18 protein-coding genes and 1 pseudogene are annotated in these 21,897 nt (G+C 45.1%); 18 read left to right on the top strand and 1 reads right to left on the bottom strand.

Going from position 1 to position 21,897, the window contains the following annotated elements:
• The 14 genes and pseudogenes from PAECUDRAFT_RS24545 to PAECUDRAFT_RS08705 all read left to right on the top strand — a co-directional run.
• A pseudogene (locus PAECUDRAFT_RS24545) lies at window positions 1-1,593 on the top strand (hypothetical protein); the annotation flags it as partial.
• A gap of 9 nt (window positions 1,594-1,602) precedes the next feature.
• Window positions 1,603-2,076 (top strand): hypothetical protein, encoded by a 474-nt coding sequence (locus PAECUDRAFT_RS08755; RefSeq protein WP_006037769.1) that lies wholly within the window; start codon window positions 1,603-1,605, stop codon window positions 2,074-2,076.
• Between the two features lie 160 nt (window positions 2,077-2,236).
• Entirely contained in the window at window positions 2,237-4,837 is a 2,601-nt protein-coding gene (locus PAECUDRAFT_RS26340; RefSeq protein ID WP_233516744.1) for a deaminase domain-containing protein, read from the top strand.
• Window positions 4,838-4,858: 21 nt separating this feature from the next.
• On the top strand, window positions 4,859-5,233 hold the full coding sequence (locus tag PAECUDRAFT_RS08745) for a hypothetical protein (RefSeq protein ID WP_006037767.1): 375 nt from the start codon (window positions 4,859-4,861) through the stop codon (window positions 5,231-5,233).
• Between the two features lie 213 nt (window positions 5,234-5,446).
• Complete coding sequence (locus tag PAECUDRAFT_RS08740) at window positions 5,447-5,941, top strand: hypothetical protein (protein WP_006037766.1); 495 nt, start codon at window positions 5,447-5,449, stop codon at window positions 5,939-5,941.
• A gap of 240 nt (window positions 5,942-6,181) precedes the next feature.
• A complete protein-coding gene (locus tag PAECUDRAFT_RS08735) occupies window positions 6,182-6,658 on the top strand; it encodes a hypothetical protein (protein WP_006037765.1) in 477 nt (158 codons plus the stop codon).
• Window positions 6,659-7,072, top strand: coding sequence for a hypothetical protein (locus PAECUDRAFT_RS08730; protein WP_006037764.1), 414 nt, complete (start codon window positions 6,659-6,661; stop codon window positions 7,070-7,072).
• Between the two features lie 343 nt (window positions 7,073-7,415).
• The gene (locus tag PAECUDRAFT_RS08725; protein ID WP_006037763.1) at window positions 7,416-12,947 is read left to right on the top strand and encodes an RHS repeat domain-containing protein; all 5,532 of its coding nucleotides are present in this window, start codon (window positions 7,416-7,418) and stop codon (window positions 12,945-12,947) included.
• 12 nt (window positions 12,948-12,959) lie between these two features.
• Window positions 12,960-13,247, top strand: a complete 288-nt coding sequence (locus PAECUDRAFT_RS25655; RefSeq protein ID WP_006037762.1) for a hypothetical protein — start codon at window positions 12,960-12,962, stop codon at window positions 13,245-13,247.
• Between the two features lie 593 nt (window positions 13,248-13,840).
• Window positions 13,841-14,191 (top strand): Hint domain-containing protein, encoded by a 351-nt coding sequence (locus PAECUDRAFT_RS25645; RefSeq protein ID WP_040711960.1) that lies wholly within the window; start codon window positions 13,841-13,843, stop codon window positions 14,189-14,191.
• Window positions 14,113-14,403, top strand: a complete 291-nt coding sequence (locus PAECUDRAFT_RS26335; protein WP_233516743.1) for a polymorphic toxin-type HINT domain-containing protein — start codon at window positions 14,113-14,115, stop codon at window positions 14,401-14,403. The genes PAECUDRAFT_RS25645 and PAECUDRAFT_RS26335 overlap by 79 nt, the downstream gene beginning before the upstream one ends.
• A 599-nt stretch (window positions 14,404-15,002) precedes the next feature.
• A complete protein-coding gene (locus tag PAECUDRAFT_RS08715; RefSeq protein ID WP_006037759.1) occupies window positions 15,003-15,557 on the top strand; it encodes an RNA 2'-phosphotransferase in 555 nt (184 codons plus the stop codon).
• A 69-nt stretch (window positions 15,558-15,626) separates the two neighbouring features.
• On the top strand, window positions 15,627-16,658 hold the full coding sequence (locus tag PAECUDRAFT_RS08710) for an acyltransferase family protein (protein ID WP_324603666.1): 1,032 nt from the start codon (window positions 15,627-15,629) through the stop codon (window positions 16,656-16,658).
• Window positions 16,659-16,786: 128 nt separating this feature from the next.
• A complete protein-coding gene (locus PAECUDRAFT_RS08705; RefSeq protein WP_006037757.1) occupies window positions 16,787-17,311 on the top strand; it encodes a hypothetical protein in 525 nt (174 codons plus the stop codon).
• A gap of 102 nt (window positions 17,312-17,413) precedes the next feature.
• Here PAECUDRAFT_RS08705 and PAECUDRAFT_RS08700 read toward each other — a convergent pair whose 3' ends face one another.
• A complete protein-coding gene (locus PAECUDRAFT_RS08700) occupies window positions 17,414-17,704 on the bottom strand; it encodes a hypothetical protein (protein ID WP_006037756.1) in 291 nt (96 codons plus the stop codon).
• A gap of 257 nt (window positions 17,705-17,961) precedes the next feature.
• Here PAECUDRAFT_RS08700 and PAECUDRAFT_RS08695 point away from each other — a divergent pair, with 257 nt between their 5' ends.
• Genes PAECUDRAFT_RS08695 through PAECUDRAFT_RS08680 form a run of 4 tightly spaced genes read left to right on the top strand, consistent with a single transcriptional unit; the run spans window position 17,962 to window position 21,776 of the window.
• Entirely contained in the window at window positions 17,962-19,080 is a 1,119-nt protein-coding gene (locus PAECUDRAFT_RS08695; RefSeq protein WP_006037755.1) for an ABC transporter ATP-binding protein, read from the top strand.
• Window positions 19,070-19,879, top strand: a complete 810-nt coding sequence (locus PAECUDRAFT_RS08690; protein ID WP_040711959.1) for an ABC transporter permease — start codon at window positions 19,070-19,072, stop codon at window positions 19,877-19,879. Before PAECUDRAFT_RS08695 ends, PAECUDRAFT_RS08690 begins: the two co-directional genes overlap by 11 nt.
• Window positions 19,879-20,706: an ABC transporter permease gene (locus tag PAECUDRAFT_RS08685; protein ID WP_006037753.1), complete on the top strand. Its 828-nt coding sequence runs from the start codon at window positions 19,879-19,881 to the stop codon at window positions 20,704-20,706. Before PAECUDRAFT_RS08690 ends, PAECUDRAFT_RS08685 begins: the two co-directional genes overlap by 1 nt.
• Window positions 20,703-21,776 (top strand): ABC transporter substrate-binding protein, encoded by a 1,074-nt coding sequence (locus PAECUDRAFT_RS08680; protein WP_006037752.1) that lies wholly within the window; start codon window positions 20,703-20,705, stop codon window positions 21,774-21,776. The genes PAECUDRAFT_RS08685 and PAECUDRAFT_RS08680 overlap by 4 nt, the downstream gene beginning before the upstream one ends.
• The last annotated feature ends 121 nt before the right edge of the window (window positions 21,777-21,897 follow it).

Below are 21,897 nucleotides of genomic sequence, written 5' to 3'. Positions count from 1 at the left end.
CAATTGAATCAGCTTACGGAAGCTTACAATCAATTAGATAAATACACGAAAGCGACGCAAGGTGAGCATGTCCTTCCGAAGTTTAATATCGATGTTCAGAATGAGCTTGTCGTGAATGCCAAAACGAACGTTTGGCTCGCCATTGAGGATGCCAATCGCGAAGCAGCAGCGTATTATTTCAATCAAGGGTTGAAGCCGCTTAGTGATGGCGCGACACTCAATATTCGTCAGATGGTACCGAATCTGGACACGATCAACTGGGCTGCGAAGGCATGGGCGAAAGAGCAGAAGCTACGAGTTGAGCAGTATAATAAAGAAGTTGATGCAGCGGACATCAAGCGTATGCAGGAAGCGTTGAAGAAATTAGATCTCTATGATGGGCCGATCACCGGAAAATATGATAAAGATTTTCTGATGGATGTGGTGTTCTTCCAGCAGCTCGTCGTGATGGGAGCCGTTGAGGGATCTGTTAAGGCTTCACTAGACGATATTGCAACGGATGGCAAGATTACAAAGTCGCTACTGAATTTGGCGCAAAACGCTACCATCGTAAATCCAGACCGTGTCATCCCTGGGTTTGGAAGAGAAATGATGCAAGCTATTCATAAGGGCCGAGTGGAGCAAATTGAGGCAAACGTAGACGAATATGCGGAACTGGCTAGCCGCTTGAACCCATTCAGCAGTAGATTATATACAGAGACGCTGCCGGGAATGGCGAAGGTGCTAACCGAGATTTCTAGAAATTCGACTTTGCAGGCCGAGCTAAACAAAGCCATGGCCAACACGCTGATGAAAGATTACGTTGAACCGATGAAGCAGATGTATGACTTTGCCGTGCACGTGGCTACAGGAAAAGCAACTTACGGAGAAGCGAAGCAATTTGGTCGGAATCTAGAAAAAGTGTTGGAAGGCATCGCGATTGCTTGCTTGACGGAGGGCGTGGGTGCCGCACTGGCTAAGGTGGCGCCGAAGTTAGTTGAAGGTTTGGCAGATGCGGGTAAGGCGATTGTGAAGAGAAAAGCGGAAGAAGAAGTAGTTAAGGGTGGGCCAGGTGTAAATACTCCGATTGATGAGTTTGATGATTCGGAGATTTACGAAGGTGCGGGTGCAAGTAGATATAACTACACTAAGGTAGTAGATTTAGAAAATAGTATTCGGTATGAATCAAAAGAACATGGGCAGTTTTTTGATAGCGATGGTAACTCAAATGGAGTTATGATCATTGGAACTGAAAATTCAATAGATCTTAGTCCATACAGAAAATTGGGTAAAAATGCGGTATTTACGCATAATCATCCTAAAAATAGAACATTTAGTTGGCAAGATCTTGAGACTGCAATCGAATTTGATATGGCTGAAATAAGGGCAGTATCACCTAATGGTGCTACAATTAGTATGAAGAGGGGAGCGAAGGGATGGACAATTGATTCAAGATCCGCATTTGATGTGCTAAAAGATACTCAATCTATATTTAGAAATGATCCTGAAATACAAGAGCTATACAAAGCAGGGAAGATGGATGAAATTAATGATATATTGATGCGTGAAGTAGCAAGGAAAATTGGCGGAGAATATACAGCTCTGAGAAAGTAGAGTGACAATATGAATAGAAATTTTTTGTATACAGTACCTACAGTTGTCGGTTACATCGATGACACCCCGGAAGATATTGATTCTTGGTTTCTGGATGATTCTCGTGAACAATTGAAATATAAAATGACTTATAGTTCATTAAAGGAATTGGTTAATGAGACCGTAACCATATTTGAAGAAGGGAGCCCAGATTTCCGAAAATTATTTGGCTTATATGGATCAGGTCTCATGGAGGATAATAGAGGTGACACGACTGTATGTAAATTGAGAAAGGTTATTCGCCAAAACGAAGATATACGAGAGATAGAATTTTGTTTAAATAATGATAACTTTAAAATTATGCAATTTTGCATATATGCAAACAGTAGTAAAGTGGCAACTTCTTTTCGGGATGCTTTAGTGGAAGACTATAGCTTTCAATATATTAATGAGCGATTAGAGAGAGAAGTTGGAGGAAGCGTGATTTCAATAAAATTTGTTTAGACAAATTATATATATAGAATAACTAGGTCGCAAACATTCATAAATGCTAAAGAAACAGAATTGAACGTGGCTATTCTTATTAGAAACAGGCCAATCATGACGGTTAGATGCCGCTATGATTAGTCTGTTTTTTTACATTCTATATGATCAGTTCAAAGCGATGAAGCTGGACGTAGATGCGCGAAACACCTATGTGAACACGGTAAACACGCAGATCATGGAAGCCAAGAAAAATTATTGGGCCTACACTGACTTGGCGAATACGACCGCAGATGCGGCAAGCACGAACGATTATAACAAGCTTGCTGCTTCCCAGCAGGCTATCTACTTGGGGCTTCAGAAAGATGCAGCAGGCGTGGAAGGCATTATCAAGACGACGGCAGTGGACACCTTGAATACCAATTTCCTGACGGCGCGTAATGCCCTGAACGGTTATTTGAAAAATGCCCAGTTCGATAAAGCCATGAACGCGCTAGACTATATGCAGGAGCTGAAGAATCAGGGCGCAACGCTCAATATCCGACGCAACAGCACGCTCGCGCAATCCAAGGTCGATGAATTCCTCTATGAATTGAAAAGCCGGGAGTGGGCGCGCAAGGAGAATCTGCTGGCTCCCGACGCTAGCTTGGATAAGTATAAGGTCATTGCGAAGAACGTGCTGTGTGCGAATGGGCTTGTTGATCGGATTGTGAATTTGGATAAGTGGAATGAGCTTAATTTGAAGGCAAAGTCGGACTATTGGCGCGGCGCGGCTAATATGGATCTGAATGCGATGCATACAGCAGCGGCTGCGCTTAATAGCGCAGATATGAAAAAATACTCCTCGCTAACGAATACGTTGACAACCAAGCTGGATCGAATAAACCAAGATATTATACGTCTAATTGTCAATGACACGGTGTACAAAGGCGATGAGCAGGCCGAATATGAACAAGAAGCTGAGTATGAGCAGCTCGATCAAGAGATCCAAAGCGCCAAAAAAGCTGGCATGGGTAGTTCAATCATCGCTAATGTGGAGCAAAGCAAGCTAGCAAGTACGATGAATTCGTTGTACGAAGAGAAGAAAAGCATTTGGGATATGGAAGCGAGCGGGGTGCCTGCATCCATGATGGCTTCGCTTGAAGCGTCGAAAAACAGTCATTTGGCTGCTGTTAAGAACCTCTACGCCTCCTTGCAATCACGTCCAGGCGGGGAACAATTCGTACTGCCAGCATTCAGCATGGATGCAGCGAACAATAGAGTGTTGGCGCTGCGCCAGCAACTTCATAGTGCGGTGACCGATGCTGACCCTGATAAAGCATGGGCATTGTTCAATCAAGCTGAAGATTTGTTGTATGAAGGCGCAACACTCGACATCCACGATCTGGAGCCTAATCTGGCAAGGACAGATTGGGGACAAATCCGAATTGATAAGATGTTCCGTGAAACGATTGACCGCTTGAATCGAGAAACGTCGACAGAAGACATCAAGCTAATGCAAAAGTACATGAAGAAAATAGGATTTTATGATGGTGAGCAAACAGGTGTTTACGATAAAGAGTTTCTAACCGATTACGGCATGTATCAGTATATCATTGTGAATAACAGTCTATATAACCTGCCGATGTTTGGACGGGATTTGCAAGTCGATGGGTCTATAACGAAAGAGTGGCTGCATATAGCAGCATCAGATGTTGATAAGGGCGCGAAGGTAGAGTGGGCAGATAGTCCAGAAGGGGCCACGCCATGGGGTTTTAAAACAGCATATTTGACCGTTGGCGTATTAGATGGTGCAGTAGGTCAGCTAATAAAAGATGGGATAGACACAGCGAATTTCATATCGAGCATTAATGTCACTTCACCAAAGTATTATACGGAGACGATTCCAGCGATCTATTCGTTCGCCAAAGCCATTGTCAAAGGCGATATTACATGGGAAGATATTAAAGACTCATTTACGGGAAGCATGCGGGAACAGTTCGTTACGCCTTTCCAAGATATAAAAAATAACTATCAAAAAATAGTAAACGGTACTGCGAGTTACGAAGAAGCAAGAGAATTCGGACGCGACGTGATGACCGCGATGGAAGCCGTATCCGTCGTGATTGGAATCGGAATACCGGAGAAAGCGGCACAATTGGCTGGCAAGTTAGGCCTAATAGTTGGAGAACTGGCTAAAGTTTCTGGACGAGCGGCAATCGATGGGTTGGGCTGGTTGAGAGGCATCACTAGAGAGGCTGCTGAGAAGGTAAAAGGTGCGTTGCAGAAGAGACTTGGCGGGGCGGGGGTGGGTAAACTTTCAACTAGAGTTCTTGACGAGGCAGTCGATGCCACGCTAATCAGTAGAGTTAAAAACATAAGAAATAGCCTGCCAAGTGATCTAAAACGAAGTGGGAATGTTGGGTTGGCTGAAGTGGAAATACCAGGATTAAAGAAAGAATTCTATGCTCATAGTGGTATAGATGTTTTATCGGATGCTAGGTCAGCAGCGAGTGCTGTATCAGATATTTCATTGAAACCAACTAACCCAATATTTAAAGCCTCAACAGATTCAACGATTGATGGTAGGGATTTACTTAGAGATATCGATACGGAATATAAAATATTGAATGATGTGGCTAGTCAGTTGGGGAATAAATTTGATCAGAAAGGGAAGTTGACCTTATTCACAGAAAAACCACCATGCGCAAGTTGTAGTAATGTGATTGAAGAGTTTATGGCCAGATACAAAAACATTACCGTTGAAGTTGTGCATAATAACCACCAGAGAATATTGCCATAAAACAGTATGTGGAGGGATAATATGAAAGATTTTTCAGTAATAGAAGTATCCGAGTTTGTCGGTGAATTCTTTAAAAAAGTACGGATAAGAGATTACAATGGTAGCTCAATTGAAGCAGCAACGAGATGTTTTTATGAATATGAACCTATAATGAGTGATGGGATTACCGAAAAGATTGTCTTCACCTTATACATCGTAGACTCAATGCTAGAGGCAGATAACAGAATCTACGTAGGCCAGTATAAACTGGTTACTTATGTGATAGAACAAGCACTGAGCGGAGAGGTAGAGTTCGATTTAAGTGGTGAAGAGAAAGAGAACGTTATCCAATTAGCAAATAAATTAAAAGGACAGTTGTCACAAGTGGAAATTATGTACGACCCGAAAGAACGGTAAAATAGAGAAAGATATTATCTATTTTACAGAATTCAGTAGGCTTGTTCAGTGCTGAGTGAACCAATGGTTTGCGATACTTTAAACAGGTCGATTATGGTCAGATATAACCATAATTGACCTGCTTTTTTATTATCATTGTTTTCGTACTGTTTTCAAACCTAATCGTAATAACTTTCCTAACGTGTTAGAAAGCCCTGAATTATGGGAGGCACTATGAAGAACAATGATGAAAAAGTAAGAGCTTTAGACAGAATTGTTAATTCTGAAACGTATATTACTGGTTTAAAGACAGACGAATTAATTATGATAATAGACGGTCTTGAGAACTTGGAAGAAGTATCTATTGCACTAACAGAGCTTTCAATAAGGAATACGGGTTTAGTATTACCGTATTGTTTGAAAATACTAGAGGGGAACTTAGGGGATGAATTCCTCCAAGCTGTAGCTTTTAACTTGCTGTATGAAAGTGATAATGGAATAGCAATGGGAATATTTAACCCAAAATTATCCAGTATTCCTGTAGCATTGCTAGGGGCAATAATGGACAATTTATCGACTGATAGTTTACAGCCATTCGGAGCGTCGCTTTCGTCTGAGTTTCTACAGTCTATAATAGACCGATATTTAGAGTTGAGCGATTCTGATAGAAAACGTATTCTTGATAATTATGAGTGGTATAAAGAGTCGTATAAGGACAGACTATTGTAACCTCCACTTAACTAATATTAGTTATTACATTGAGCAGGTCGATTATGGTTAGTTGCCTCCATAATTGGCCTGTTTTTGTTATCCCGTAAATAACGCGCGCAACGCTCAACATCCGACGCAATAGCACGCTCGCGCAATCCAAGGTCGACGACTTCCTCTATGAATTGAAAAGCAGGGAGTGGGCGCGCAAGGAGAATCTGCTGGCTCCCGACGCTAGCTTGGAGAAGTATAAGGTAGAATGTGCTGGGTGCGAATGGGCTTGCGGATCGGATTGTGAAGCTAGATGAAGCAAATGAAGTCATACTGAAAGCAAAATCAGATTTTTGGGCGGCAGCTGTCACGATGGACGATCAGATTATGAAGCTGGCCGCGGATAAGCTGAAGAGCATGAGCAAAAACGAATTTGCTACGTTATCAACAGAGTTCAGTACGAAGCTCGATCAACTTAACGACGAGATCATTCGTATCTCAGTGGCAAGCGTCGTTTACAAAGGAAATCAGGATCAAGAGGCAGCAATAGACGCCAGAAAAGACGCGATATTGGATGATATCCAACGAGCAAGAGCGGCCAAGCTTACAACGCTCAATGTAAATGACAATCCGTTGATGCAGTTGGCCGAGAAGATTTACGATAACAAGAAGGAGATCTGGAGCTGGCAGATCAACCCTGACATCGATACCGTGCAGCGGGTAGTGAGAGAAGCGACACAAAGCTAATTGAATCAGCTTACGGAAGCTTATAATCAATTAGATAAGTATACGAAAGCGACTTTAGGCGAGCATGTCCTTCCGAAGTTTAATATCGATGTTCAGAATGAGCTTGTCGTGAATGCCAAAACGAACGTTTGGCTCGCCATTGAGGATGCTAATCGCGAAGCAGCAGCGTATTATTTCAATCAACGGTTGAAGCCGCTTAGTGATGGCGCGACACTCAATATTCGTCAGATGGTACCGAATCTGGACACGATCAACTGGGCGGCGAAAGCGTGGGCGAAAGAGCAGAAGTACCGTGTGGAGCAGTATAATAAGGAAGTTGATGCAGCGGACATCAAGCGTATGCAAGAGGCGTTGAAGAAATTAGATCTCTATGATGGGCCGATCACCGGAAAATATGATAAAGATTTTTCTTAACGCAAGCGATGCAATGGCTTATTATGTGAGATTCTTTTCAATGGATTAAAGATAGGCATGCCTTTCCTAATCGAATTGAAAGGGATCTTTTTAGTGTTTCGAACAACAATGTCAAGATGTAATGGTTTTATATATTGTAATTTATATCCTTATAACTTTAAATTGAAAGGAAATAAAATATATTGGAAGGTTTTACTAACAGATTTTCGACATTTTTCAACAATAATCTTATTCAATCGACAAAATATCTTACTGAATTTTAATTAATAAATCATTAAAATGTTTCTAGACATGGTTTGGTTTATCGATAGAAGAATACACGGTTCAAGGGAAGAGGGTACCAATGAGAAAACTATTGTTCATGTTACTTGTGCTTTGTTTGGTCGCAACATCTACTTCATTCCCACCTAATGAGGCTGAAGCACAAAGTAATTTCAGTGCTGGCCCGGATGAGAAAGAAGCGTCTGACGGTACTCAAAATGCGATGCAGGATGAGTCCATCATTAATAAGTATGGGCATTTTGATGCGGTCCAAGTGGCTCACATTAAGCAACAGTTCACGCCGACGATGGTAATGGCCGCGGCATACTATTATCCGGAGCTAATGCATTTGTTGGATCAATCCGCTATTCAGAAAGTATTGAACCTGGATGATAACCAAGTTCGCACATGGGTAGATCAGATGGATGACGCCCAGATTAAACAGTTACAAAGCCTTACGCCGCTTGTAATTCAATACAATAGCGAAGCAGACCTTACAGTAACGGAGGGTGTATACGGAGAGGATCTATCATTACCGTCAGTATCGGATTCGGTTTATGGTAAACCGGGCAAATTAACTCCGAACTCAAACGGCTTACTGGCTTCGGGGGCAGCGGCAAATAATCTGGCTTACTCGCCCAAGGATGCGACCTTTACCTACAAGCATAGCTTCGAAGGAGATGTCGACCCAAACCTGAGAGCTTTTCATCAACGCGATGTTGACCTTTACTTGCCGGGCCGCGAAGGGCTGGACGTCTCCCTCGTGCGCAGCTACGATTCCAACAGCTCTTACACATGGGATCCTTATTATGGCTGCGAAGGAATGTCTTCGACACCCTGCAGCACCAGCGATATTGGTAGCCTTTCCGATAATCTGGTGAATATGATTACTAACGTGGGGTCGAGTTCGGACATTAACTTTATTGCGAGCGGCTGGTCGCTTAACCTTCCTTCGATGTCGACGAGGAGCAATCTGGACTTCGATATGACTATTAACAACCGATATCCGTATGCGCCGCCCGTGGGAACGGTATTGTACACAACAGGAAGGCAAGGTTATTCCTCTGACATCGCTTCCTTTACGCTGGAAGATGGGACGACTTACAAGTTTCTAACCTCGATGCCGAATAAATCGATTAGCCATCCGTATGAAGATGCGAGGATGCAGCTGTTTGTATACAATAGCGAGAAGAAAAGAAGCGAAAACCTTTTATATCTGAGCAATGACAAGATTAAATATGTTTTTAATACATCCGGACAATTGATAGAGAAGACTAACGCGTTCGGCGATAAAGTAACCTATACATACGGAGACGATCCGATCAACGACGATGTGACGATCACCGATTCGTTAAATCGGAAAATCGTTATTGAACGAGGAAGCTCTGACAATCGAATTACCGGAATTTCCGTTACGGATAGCAGCGGTACATTAATCAAAAGAGTTGCTTATAACACCGAGTATGTAAGCAGCAGCGAGCCACTCGTTTTGAATGGACGGGCTTACGGCAATACCCAATATGTAATTACGTATTACCGGTTGTCGTCTGTCAGCGATGCGCTGAACAATAAAACGTTAAAAACGTACACGTATTATGAACCATCCGCGAAGACCGTCGTCGATTTCAATTTTGAAGATGACTGGGCAATGCCTTATAACAGCAGCACTGACGGCGTCGTATTGGAAGAGACAGATAGCGACGGCTCCGGCATCGAATCGCAATTTGTCGATCAGAGCGATCGGCAGAAGAACGGCGAAGCTTTGGCTTTATTGCTTAAGGAAGTAACGGATGATACCGGGTTTACCACGACGGTTCAGTACGCTTCCTATGATAAGAACTGGGAATCCTATCCATCCTTTAAAGAACGAAACGTACGCCGAGGCACAGTGCGGCTTTACTTGGACACGTTCTTGCTCAAGTATTCGGGTTACTTGCCGGTCGTGAACGTTTTCTACAGCTATAAGAACAGCGATGCAACAACCAAGACGTTGCAAATGAGCGTAACGAGAGATAATGCCGCTAAGTACGACGAGGTTTGGTTTAGGCCTAAACAACGCATTACCGAGACGCCCTATAAGAACTACTTGCCTATTCACAGGTTAGAGAATGCAGGGGCTTATCGTTCCGGGGATAAGATGAGCAATTCGTTTACGTATTACTTTGGGGATTATATAAAGAAAACTAGCTATTCTTATTCCGCAACGAAGCTGGGACAATTCCAATTAGATTCCCAGACGAATGAAACGCAGCCATTAACGAATGGGCCTGGACAGGGCTTTTTGGCGAACGGATTTAATTATTCCTATGCGCCAAAGCAGACTGTGAGTTATCAATACGATGAAGGAAAAACGCAGCCGTATCTAACGAAAACGTTCGGAGATGGGGCACCTGGGGATATAACGCCAGCTTCGATTAAATCGTTTTTACGAAGTGGAAATTCGCGGACTTTGCCAAGCAACCTTGGGAATTACGGCACGTTGGCGAAGTCTGAACATGACCAGTACGGCAACCCGATCTATGAAGAAGACGAGCTCGGCAATAAAGTAGAGCGCCAATTTGCAGGGCCGTACCGTAGTTTAAGTTATGAGAAGCGAACGGCTAGTGATGGTTTATCAATAGTTGAAGCGAGCTATGCTTATAATGCAAACGGCACGGTCAATAAATTGACCAAAGTAAGCAGCTACCGAGATCCTAACAATGTCAACCAAGTGCTTCAGGATACGATTACGACGGACTATCTGTCCTATACGGCCAGCAGGCTTCCGACGCAAATCGTTGAAACTAGTACAGGGGCGCAGTATTCGACGAATGCTGCGGTGAAAGAAACGACCTTGGAGTACGACGCTAAGCTGATGAACGTCACGAAGGAAACGTATAGCGTGAAGCTCGGCAGCGGACAAAGCAAGTCTCCAGTCTCCGTGCAATATGCTTATGATGCGTTGGATCGTCTGATTCGTGTAACTTACCCGGATAATAGCAAAGCGGAGTATACGTATGACTATAAAGACCGGATTCTTACCGACAAATATCTACCTGGTGTAGCGACTGCTTCTCCGCGAACGACCAGCTACGTCTATAACGATGCGAATCGCACGATTGAGATGATTACACCGGATGGTGAGCGGGTTACATCCCAATTCACGCCATATGGCGAGATTGACAAGCAAACCCGAACAGTAGGGACCGAAAGCAAAATCCTTCTGAAAATCGAGACGGACAGCAGTGGCGCACTATTAAAAGCGGCATTGCCATACAACGACATTGCTCAGAAAACTTCTTACTTGTACGGGGCAAATGGAGAAATTAGTGAAGCAACGAATCCGCTAGGACAGAAGACATTCTTTTATTATAGTAATGTCGCCTATGCGGCAAATGGTTCTGAAGGAAATTTGCAACAGTCGGTCAAGGTTGTAGAGCCTGACGGCAAAGAGACGTGGACTTATAATGATAAATCGGGTCGTACGATTCGAGCCGAGGATAAGAGTCCGTCGAAATTAAGGGTTATGACCTATGCTTACACGCCATTCGGGTTTGTGACGTCTGCCAACGTTTCGAGCAATGGCAAATCGCAAACGACGAGTTATGCTTATGACGCAGATGGTCACCTGATTCAAGTTAAAGATAACCTCGGCCAGAAGTATGATTATGCGTATAACAGCGCTAATCAAGTAACGTCAATTAAAATTAACGCTACAGCTTATACTACCAACGTATTTAATGAAATCGGACAAAGAATTCAAAAGACCAATGCAGAGGGGCTTTCGACATCCTATCGCTATAACCCTAATGGGTTGCTAAATCAGAGCATTGATAAGACAGGGCTAACGCATACTTTCACTTATACCCCTTACAATGAAGTGGAAAGGGAAAGCGTCAAAGATGCATCAGGGACGGAAGTTTACTGGAAAGAACAGGTATATGATCCCGCAACAAGACTAATAACGGGAATATCGACAAGCGAGAACGAAAGCCAATCGTATACGTATGATCAATGGGGGCGGCAGACGAAGCAAATTGTCGCAGGAAAAACGTACACAACGGGCTATGACAGCTATGATCGAAAGATTTCGCTGCTTTATCCTGATAACAAATCGGTGACGTATACTTACGATAATTTGAGTCGGTTGAAATCTGTTAATTATCCAGAGATGGGCACCGTGTCATATACGTATGAAACTAGTAGTGATGCAAACAAGTATACGCTAACGACACCATTTGGCTTGAAGCAGGTTAAAACGACAGATGCATTTGGCGAATTAACCAGTACGGCGCACAACGACGGCACTGGAGCAACTCTATGGACGGAAACGTTCGGGTATGACGGAATGGGGAACATTCAGCAAATTGTCGAGAATGGCGTCAATTCGGAATTCCAGTACGATGGCTTGAACCGCGTTAAACAGGAGAAGCTTCCGGCTAAGACAAAGGACTATGCCTATGATGCATTTGGCAATATTTCTTCAATCCTTTCATCGGACCCGACAGATGATGGAGCTCCAAGCCGGAACTCTTATACGTTCAATGCGATGGATCAGTTGTCCAGATTGTCTAAGGGTAACACGACTGCGAGCTACACGTATTATGGGGATGGCCTTCGGGCAACAAAAACCGTCAATGGCGCGAAGACACGCTATATTTATCTGGATGGGCGAGTTATCGAAGAGCTGGATGCGAACGGCAATACGATCGGACGCAACATTTGGGGCAATGAATTGCTATATCGCCAGGATACGGTTCAGAATAAAGCCGGCTATTATATGTATAACGGTCATGGCGACGTCGTTGCCATTCGAGACAGCTCAGGCGCGGTACTGAATTCGTATGACTATGACATCTGGGGGAAAATCATTACTCAAACGGAACAGATGTCCAATCCGTTCCAATATACCGGGGAAATCTATGATGACGAGTCCGGGCTGATTTATTTAAGGGCTCGATACTACGATCCGAATGACAAACGGTTTATTACCGAGGATACGTATGAAGGGGAATTGAATAATCCGCAGACATTGAATTTGTATACGTATGTGGGGAATAATCCTTTAAGATATATAGACCCGTCGGGACATTTCTGGGAAACTATTGCAGACGTACTGAGTGTAGGTTGGAGTGCAGTTGATTTTTGGAATGATCCTAGTTGGAGCAATGCAGGATTTTTAGCTTGGGATATTGCGGCTGCTATTGTCCCGTTTGCTCCAGGTTCGTATGTAGTAAAAGTAGGGAAGTTGACTTTTAAAAGTGGCGGAGAAGCAACAGCGTATTATAATAAATTAAAGAAGACTCAAAATATTACTTGGAGTTCTCATAAAAACAAACATACTCTTGGTAGCAAAGTGAAATGGGATAAAAAGACTATTGCCAGCACGAAGACAGGACCAGCAAAGTATAAACCGGGCATTGATAATGAAATGTTGGAAAGAATTGCGTGGGATCAAGGGACCGTTGTAAAGAACACTGATGGATCGGTTTGGAAAATTTTGAAATTCGACGATACCGTAGGTGCTTATCTAGGTGAAGAGACTAAATATGTGGTAGTAAAAGAGAGCGGTGGTACCATACATGGGCATCCTATTAGCGAAAAAGAGGCATTAGCATATTTAAAACAATCATAGAGGGGGAATACTGTGTTTGAACATATTAATTTTAGTCCAGGTCAAATTACTTATAATGAAACAAATGATAGCAATTATCTACATGAAGAGGATCTTTTTCAAGTTTCATTTGATGAAGATAGATATGTGATTGATTTGGGCTGGTATGGTAGTGAATATGCGTTATTGTTAATTAAACAGTTGGACTGGTCTTATCCTATATGGGAAAGAAGAACTTCGAACTTATCTGAGCTAGAGTTCTTAATGCGAGAATGCGTTTTGCATGTAAAAGAACTACTTTATGGCAAAAATAATGACTAATGTGAAAGCAAGGGGATCGTTATTGAAGGATTTTTAGCGAAATTTATGCACGATGAAGAAGAAAAAATTTAGATAGAATAAAATCCCCTTGAATTGGAAGGTGGATGTTGTCGAGTATGTTGTTTGCTTTGATAAGGATGTAAGTGATGACGTATTCAAAATGATAAATTACAAACATTCTCAGGTGGAGTACCTGCTGCAGTAGAAAGTTATTTTGTAACTGAAGATGTGTGAGCGTCCAATCACAAGGGTATGTGATATTTGTCCAGTATGTTTTTGGAAAGATGACGGGAACAGAAATCCAAACTCTTATAGTTCACCTTAGCCTTGAAGGATAACCCTTTAAGGTTTTCTTTTTAATCTCTTCAGTGCCAAATGCATTGAACGCTACGTTTAGGATGGGCAACATTCAGCAAATTGTCGAGAATGGCATTAATTCGGCATTCCAGTACGATGGTTTAAATCGCATTTAAAAGGAGCAGCTACCGACCGGGACGAGGGATTTATGCTTATGATGCGTTAGGCAATATTTCTTCATTCACATCATCTGATAGCGCAGCGTTATAACGATCCAGAAGGACGTTGGCTGCATATTGCTAGGAATAGCTATTGTTGTTGTTAAAGTAGCGGTGAAAGTGGTTAAGGCGTCGAAAAAAGCTCGAAAAGCTGCGAAAAGCGCTGGGAAAAGCGCAGCTAAAAATGGGTGCAATTGTTTCACTGCGGGAACTAAGGTGCTTACAGACGAAGGGGAGAAGAATATCGAAGACATTGAGGTTGGAGATAGGGTTCTCGCCAAGGATGAGAATAACTTAAATTGCATGTTGGAGAGCAAGTCATTGAGACGACCGATAACCATCCGTTTTGGGTGCAAGGTAAAGGGTGGGTCTTCGCAGATGAACTTCAAGTGGGCGATAAACTTCAAAAGGCTGATGGAAGCAACCTGACGATTGATAAAGTTAAGTCCGTTAAACTGGATGAGCCTGTTACAGTTTATAACTTTGCGGTTGCTGACTTCCATACGTATTATGTAACGGATACTGGGATTTGGGTGCATAATACGGAGTGTAATGTCCAAATGTCAGTTACACATATGCTCCTCATGAATTGGCTTATTCTGGGGAGTTTGGCGTTGTTCCCGACTCCGAAGCATGGATAGGATTTGGAGGTGACATGTTACCGCCTAACATTGACGAAAAAGAGGAAAAAAGACTAAAAGAGTTGTGGGAAAGCATATGCAGGGAGAAAATACAAGATGCTTATAAGGAATATTTGAAGGTACTTAAAGATAAATTGTAGTATTTTGTAGCATATTTAATATTGACCTTGGGGCTAAAATCCTCGAGGTCTTTCTTTTCCCTAACCAAGTGCCGAATTAATAGGGCGGCGAGTTTCAAAAAAGCTTAATTCTTATCACTTCCGTATGATATCCCCTCTCATATAAATGCTTGAATTTTATAGTCTAAGTAACCTTTGACGTTACATCTGAATAGGAGCATTATGGTCAGATAACGTATTTAGAAAATACAAACATTTTTAACCGGTGAAGTTCTTTCTGCAGTGGAAAGTTATTTTGTTACCGAAGATGTGTGGAACGGGATTAGAGATTATTTTAATTGGGGATGGCAATCCTCAAGGTTTTTCTTTATTTGAATATGGGCTTCGAATGCCTTCGCGCATACGGCCTATATGATGATATGATAGTTAGAGTAGAAGATTTTCGTCCGGACAAGATTAATCAGGAGATGTGGGAACAAAATGAATTCACTCAACTACCCCCAACTAAGCAAAGAAGTCTCCTACGCTCTGCGGCACGCACCATGGGAATTCGAGCTCGAGCTGGACGCAGAGGGCTGGGTTGCCGTGGAGCAGCTGCTGCATAGCCTGCGCCATCAAGCGCAATGGACATCGATAAGCGAAGCGGATCTGGCGACGATGATCGACCAATCCGAGAAGAAGCGGCATGAGCTGGCAGACGGGAAGATTCGTGCCTTGTATGGCCATTCGGTTCCGGCTAAAATTATTAAAAACATCGAGCGTCCGCCTGCTGTCGTCTATCATGGAACGGCGAGACATCTGCTGGAGACGATTCTGGCTGCGGGCCTGAAGCCGATGGGTAGACAGTACGTCCATCTTGCGGTAGATCAAGAAACAGCAATAACGGTTGGCAAGCGCAAGGATTCCGAGCCCGCGTTGTTAGCCGTTGATGCACAGAAGGCATGGCAGGATGGAATCAGGTTCTATCGAGGCAATCATTCGATCTGGTTGGCTGACCAGGTTCCACCGATCTACATTACGGTTCTTCGGCCTTAAATAGTAGAAAAATAGGTTTTTTTCAGTTACAATGACGGAAGTGTTTGTCGAAGTGTAGGGGGAGTTCATATTTCAACTAATCATAAACCAGACCGTATATTTTATTTAGATTTTGTTAGAGCAATATCGATGATATTCATTGTTGTTTTTCATTTTAATGTTTCCTTAGGGGGACACGGAATTATAGGCAAAGAAATTTCTATGCGTCTTATCCCAAACGGTAATCTTGGGCATATCGGGGTATCCTTATTTTTTATGATTTCAGGGGCCGCCCTGATACATTCTTATAAGAATAATTTTTCGATTATGAATTTCTTTAAGAAGAGATTGATAGCACTATATCCCATGTTTTGGATAGCGTATGCAATCGCATTTTTGTTTTTATTTTATGTCAATCTTTCAATTAATCATTCGGTGCCCAAGTGGACGTTTATTTTAACGGTTTTAGGTTTTGATGGCTACTTATTATATCGGACTCCTAATTTCTATATACTTGGTGAATGGTTTTTGGGATGCATAATCATGCTTTACGTGTGTTTCCCGATATTAAGATTCTTAATGACGAAGTATCCTAAATTGCTGTTGATTGGCGTTTTTGGCCTTTATTTTGTACTTGTAGCGAATTACAGCTTTGAAATGCCTGTAGATCGAAATTTCCTTACAAGAATACCCGAGTTTTTGTTAGGTATGTATTTCATTCAATACATCAAGAAGGTAAATATATTTTATGTTATTGGTGCGATAGGTGTGATTGCACTTATGTTATTCAAAGGGGTTAGCATTAACCCTATGTATATCATAACAAGTACGGGCATTGCCGTATTTGTAGTGTTAGTTTATATTGGACAGTATATTACAATTGATAAAATAAAAGCTCCTTTTATTCTTATTAGCAAACTTTCATACCCGATTTTTCTTGCGCATCATGTCATCATTGACCAATTGTTAGTAAGGTTTAATGGTGCGACGCTGACTACTTCAGAATCGTATTGCCTGTTTATTTTCACTTGTATTGTGATCTTAGTGATATCGGTTTATTTGTATAAGTTATCGAATAATGTAAGCAGATATGTTTCAGGCCTTTTAATCGTAAAAAAATAGTCTATGTTCATCAGCTGTATAAGGTGGAAAAGAGACACCGTTCAATTGATTTTGGACAGTGTCTTTTTTATTATCTTAAGATAGGCAGCGATTATATAATTATAATTATTCAGCTGGAGGTTCGCACCATGCTCAGTCGCTTCTTCAACAATCGGAACGGTGGCCCGGGAATAGGCGCTGCGTATATCGTTTTCTTCTTCGTCCTCATGCCGATCACGGCTTTACTCACGGGACAGGGCTGGATAGGGGCGCTCTTATGGGTGGTGGCAGGGATTGTCGTGCCGAGGCTGCTGCATCGCAAGAAGGATCGGAATTGGCAGGACATCGATCTATCCCAGCTGCTGTCGTGGGTAGAAGACAGCCAGTACACGAGGTTCGAATACAAACGGGAGCTCGGCGATGTTACCCGATTCAATAACCGCTACGCGATAACTTCCATGCGGCGAGGCCGAGGAGATTCGGTCGTCCTATCGGTGCAATCCACCTACGGTTCCACGGATGAGTTTACGTTGCCCAGCACGAGTCTGAGAGGGTATAGGAACGGCAGCGAGATCGGGGGGGCGCGGCTGATGGGCAAAATGGTGCTTCGGATCGGACCGTTCCGATCCAAAACGCAAACATATGACGGCGGGTATCTTGTGTTCGGGCGTTAGCAGGCTTATGATTCAATAAATGAAGAAAACCTTGCTCGGCTCAGCCGGTCAAGGTTTTTTAGCTTTTGCAGCTTATTTTGTTATATGCGAACCAAGGTCACGCTAAATCTGGCTAATGACGAACGAGCTGAAGAACGCGGCCATAAACGTCGATAAGCTGATGATCGTCGAGGCAGAGCCTTTGGTTTTGAACTTGGCAACCAGATAGATATAGCCAATCAAGCCTCCCGTGAGCAGCAAGCCATATAGGGAGCTAAGCTCGGTATCGCCAGAGGCGTACCAGCCGGCGCCGCGCGAGGGCAGGGTGAATAGAAAAGCCCATGCCAGCTTGTAAATGAGTACCCCTGAGACGATGCTGATGATGAGCATAAATACGTTTCGTGCTTGCAGCACATGAACTCCCCCTTAGCCCTGTTGCTTCTATCTCTGTATGTACGCCTATCATACCAACCCAAAGCTGTCGCATGCTGTCGAAATTAGGGGTGAACTTCAACCTTTATCAATTCTTAAGGTGCGACGAGGCGGAATAGCGGGGAAAGGTTATACGGTTGCACATTCTTTCCCATGCTATATAATGAAGGGCGAAGGTTTCGACAGGAACTGACAACGCTATTTATTCTAGTCGTTACATAGTAGAGGGGAAATGAATTGTGAGCGATACGAATTCGATCATCCGCTTCGAGCGTGTCACGAAGCGTTACGATAATGGCTCGCCCGTTCTAAGCGATGTGAGCTTCGAAATTGAACGAGGCAAGTTCTATACGCTGCTGGGCCCGTCCGGCTGCGGCAAAACGACGGTACTGCGCCTAATCGCGGGCTTCATGGAGCCTTCGGAGGGCGTTATTTATTTTAATGGCAAGCGGATTAATGAGGTGCCTGCAAACCGCCGCCAGGTGAATACGGTATTCCAGGACTACGCGCTGTTCCCGCATCTCAACGTGTTCGAGAATGTGGCATTCGGCCTGCGGATCAAAAAGCTTAAAAATGACGCTATCGACGCCAAGGTGCGCGAAGCGCTGCGGTTTGTCAATCTCGCGGGCTATGAGCATCGCGAGATTACGGAGATGTCGGGCGGCCAGCGGCAGCGCGTGGCAATCGCCCGGGCAATCGTGAACGAGCCGGAAATTCTCCTGCTCGATGAGCCGTTATCTGCGCTGGACCTTAAGCTGCGCACCGAGATGCAATACGAGCTGCGCGAGCTGCAGCGCCGGCTGGGCATTACGTTTATTTTTGTCACGCATGATCAGGAGGAAGCGCTCGCGATGTCGGACGAGATCTTCGTGCTTAACCAAGGGACGATTCAGCAGAGCGGCTCGCCAATCGATATTTACGATGAGCCGATCAATCGGTTCGTCGCGGATTTCATCGGAGAGTCGAACATCGTGCCGGGACGGATGCGGGAGGATTATGTCGTCGAGTTCGCGGGGCAAACGTTCGAGTGCGTCGACGGCGGCTTCCATCCGAATGAGCCGATTGAGGTCGTCATCCGGCCGGAGGATTTGGAGATGACGGCGCCGGATCAAGGCAAGCTGAAGGTGCGGGTAGACACGCAGCTGTTCCGCGGCGTCCATTACGAGATAATCGCATACGATGAGGCGGATAATGAATGGCTAGTCCACTCGACCAAGAAGGCGACGGTCGGCGAGTGGATCGGGCTTGATTTTGACCCGGAGGCGATTCATGTTATGCGGTTCAACGAAACCGAGGAGGAGTTCGACCGGAGGCTGGAGGCCTATGCCGAGTCGGACGAGGCTGCGCATGTCCGATAAGTCGCGCAACTGGTACCTCATTCCTTACACTGCGTGGATCGTGCTGTTCGTCGTCGCGCCTATCGCGCTCGTGGTTTATTATTCGCTGTTCGATATTGAAGGGAAGTTCACGTTCTCAAACTATGCGCATTTCTTCACGCCCGTCTACTTGCGCATGACGCTCAGCTCTTTCTGGTACGCGTTTCTCATTACAGCGTTTTCGCTGCTGGTGGCCTATCCGGCGGCGTATCTGTTGACGCGCACCAAGCATAAGCAGCTGTGGCTGCTGCTTATTATTTTGCCAAGCTGGATCAATCTGCTGCTCAAAACCTACGCCTTCCTCGGCATCTTCGGCACGTATGGCTTTGTGAATGCGGTGCTGGAGACGGTCGGCATCGGCAAGCAGCAAATTTTGTTCACCGACTTCAGCTTCGTGTTCGTATCGGTATATATTTTTATCCCGTTCATGATCCTGCCTGTGTTCAATGCGTTGGAAAAAATGAATCCGTCGCTCATCGACGCCGCGCGCGATCTCGGCGCCTCGTCGTGGACGACGTTCCGGCGCGTCATCTTCCCGCTTACGATCAGCGGGGTGAAAGCGGGCTGCCAAGCGGTATTCATTCCGGCGCTGTCGCTGTTCATGATTACGAGGCTTATCGCAGGCAATCGTGTCATTACGCTTGGAACGGCGATTGAGCAGCATTTTCTCGTTACGCAGGATTGGGGAATGGGCGCGACGATCGCGGTGTTCCTCGTCGTCGTCATGGCGTTGATTATGGTGCTGACCGGTAACCGGAAGAAGCGGGAGGTGCAGGGGTAATGGCGAAAGCAATGCAAGCTCGCGAAGGAAGCCGATGGAGAGGATCGAACGTGTATCTGATCGTCGTGTTTGCTATCCTGTACGCGCCGATCTTCTACTTAATGCTGTATTCGTTCAATAGCGGCGGGTCGATGCATGATTTCCAAGGCTTCACGCTGGAGTGGTACAAGGAAGTGTTCGCGGATACGCGGCTGTTCATTATCGTATTGAATACGCTCGTCATTGCGCTGCTGTCTTCGGCGTTGTCGACGATTCTAGGCGTGTTCGGCGCGCTAGCGATCCAGCAGGTGCGTAGGCATCGGCATCGGAACGCGCTGCTTGCGTTGAACAACGTGCTGATCGTCAGCCCGGATGTGATCATCGGGGCCTCGTTCCTCATTTTGTTCACGATGATCGGCATTAAGCTGGGCTTCGTGTCGGTGCTGCTTGCGCATCTGGCGTTCAGCGTGCCGATCGTCGTCATTATGGTGCTGCCGAAGCTGGAGGAGATGAGTCCGACATGGATCGATGCGGCGCGGGATCTCGGGGCAAGCCGTCTCGACGTGCTGACGAAGGTCGTGCTGCCGTATATTCGGCCGGGCATCTTCGCGGGATTTTTCATGGCGCTAACGTATTCGCTCGATGACTTTGCGGTAACGTTCTTCGTGACGGGCAATGGGTACTCGACGCTGGCCGTGGAGATCTACTCGCGTGCGAGACAGGGCATCTCGTTGTCGATCAATGCGCTGTCCACGCTTATTTTCTTATTCACGATTGTGCTGGTCATCGGATACTACTTCATTAATAAGCGGGGCAACCGGCCGCCGGGAACGGAGGTGCAGCGATGAAGCAGCTGGCAAGAATGTTCGTCGTCGTATTCGTCGTCGCCTTCGGATTGATGTACGGCGTGCATGCACTGAATTCCTCGGAGGGCTATGGCGGCAGCAATACGCTGACGATTTATAACTGGGGCGATTATATCGATCCGGACTTGATTGCGGAATTTGAGAAGGAGAGTGGCCTGAAGGTCATCTACCAGACGTTCGATTCCAACGAAGCGATGATGACGAAGATCGAGCAGGGCGGCACAACGTTTGACGTGAGCGTCCCTTCGGAATATGCGATTAGCAAAATGAAAGAGGAAGGGCTGCTGCTCCCGATCGACCACAGCAAGCTGCCTAACCTGAAACATATCGACTCGCGGTTTCTCGACCTGTCATTCGATCCCGGCAACGCCTATTCGATTCCGTACTTCTGGGGAACGGTCGGCATTATTTACAACCCGGATTTGCTAGATGGCTGGCAGATCACAAGCTGGAACGATTTGTGGGACCCGCGGCTGCGCAACCAGATTCTGCTGGTGGATGGGGCTCGCGAGGTCATGGGCTTCGGGCTGAACAGCCTGCATTTCTCATTGAACGACACGAACGAGGATCACTTGCAGGAGGCCAAACGCAAGCTGCAGACGCTGACCCCGAATGTGAAAGCGATCGTCGGCGACGAGATCAAGATGCTGATCGCCAACGAGGAAGCGGCTGTCGGCGTAGTGTGGTCAGGCGATGCCTCGGAAATTATGGACGAGAACGATAAGCTTGACTACGTCGTGCCGGAGGAAGGCTCGAACCTGTGGTTCGATAATATGGTCATTCCGAAGACGGCACGCAATATCGAGGGTGCGTACGCCTTCATGAACTTCATGCTCGATCCTGAGCATGCGGCGCGCAATGCGGAATACGTGGGCTATTCGACGCCGAATAAGGATGCGCTTGCGCTGCTGCCAGAGGAGATCGCCGGAGATGAGCGGTTTTATCCGTCGCCCGAGTTAACGGAGAAGCTGGAGGTTTACCGCAACCTTGGCAAGCGGATGCTTGCGCATTACAACGAGCTGTTCCTGGAGTTTAAGATGCATCGGAAGTAATGGCATGATGGTATGCGAGCAAGGAAGCGATGAAGCGATAAAGCGCGCATATGCAGAGTGCAGCACAAGACGCTCAGCAGCGGACCGAATCGGCCGCAGCTGAGCGTCTTTGAGTTGCTCG

The organism is Paenibacillus curdlanolyticus YK9 (assembly GCF_000179615.1).
Taxonomy (GTDB): domain Bacteria; phylum Bacillota; class Bacilli; order Paenibacillales; family Paenibacillaceae; genus Paenibacillus_T; species Paenibacillus_T curdlanolyticus.
Note: the sequence above shows the minus strand (reverse complement) of the source record. Positions and strands in the feature narration are given on the sequence as shown.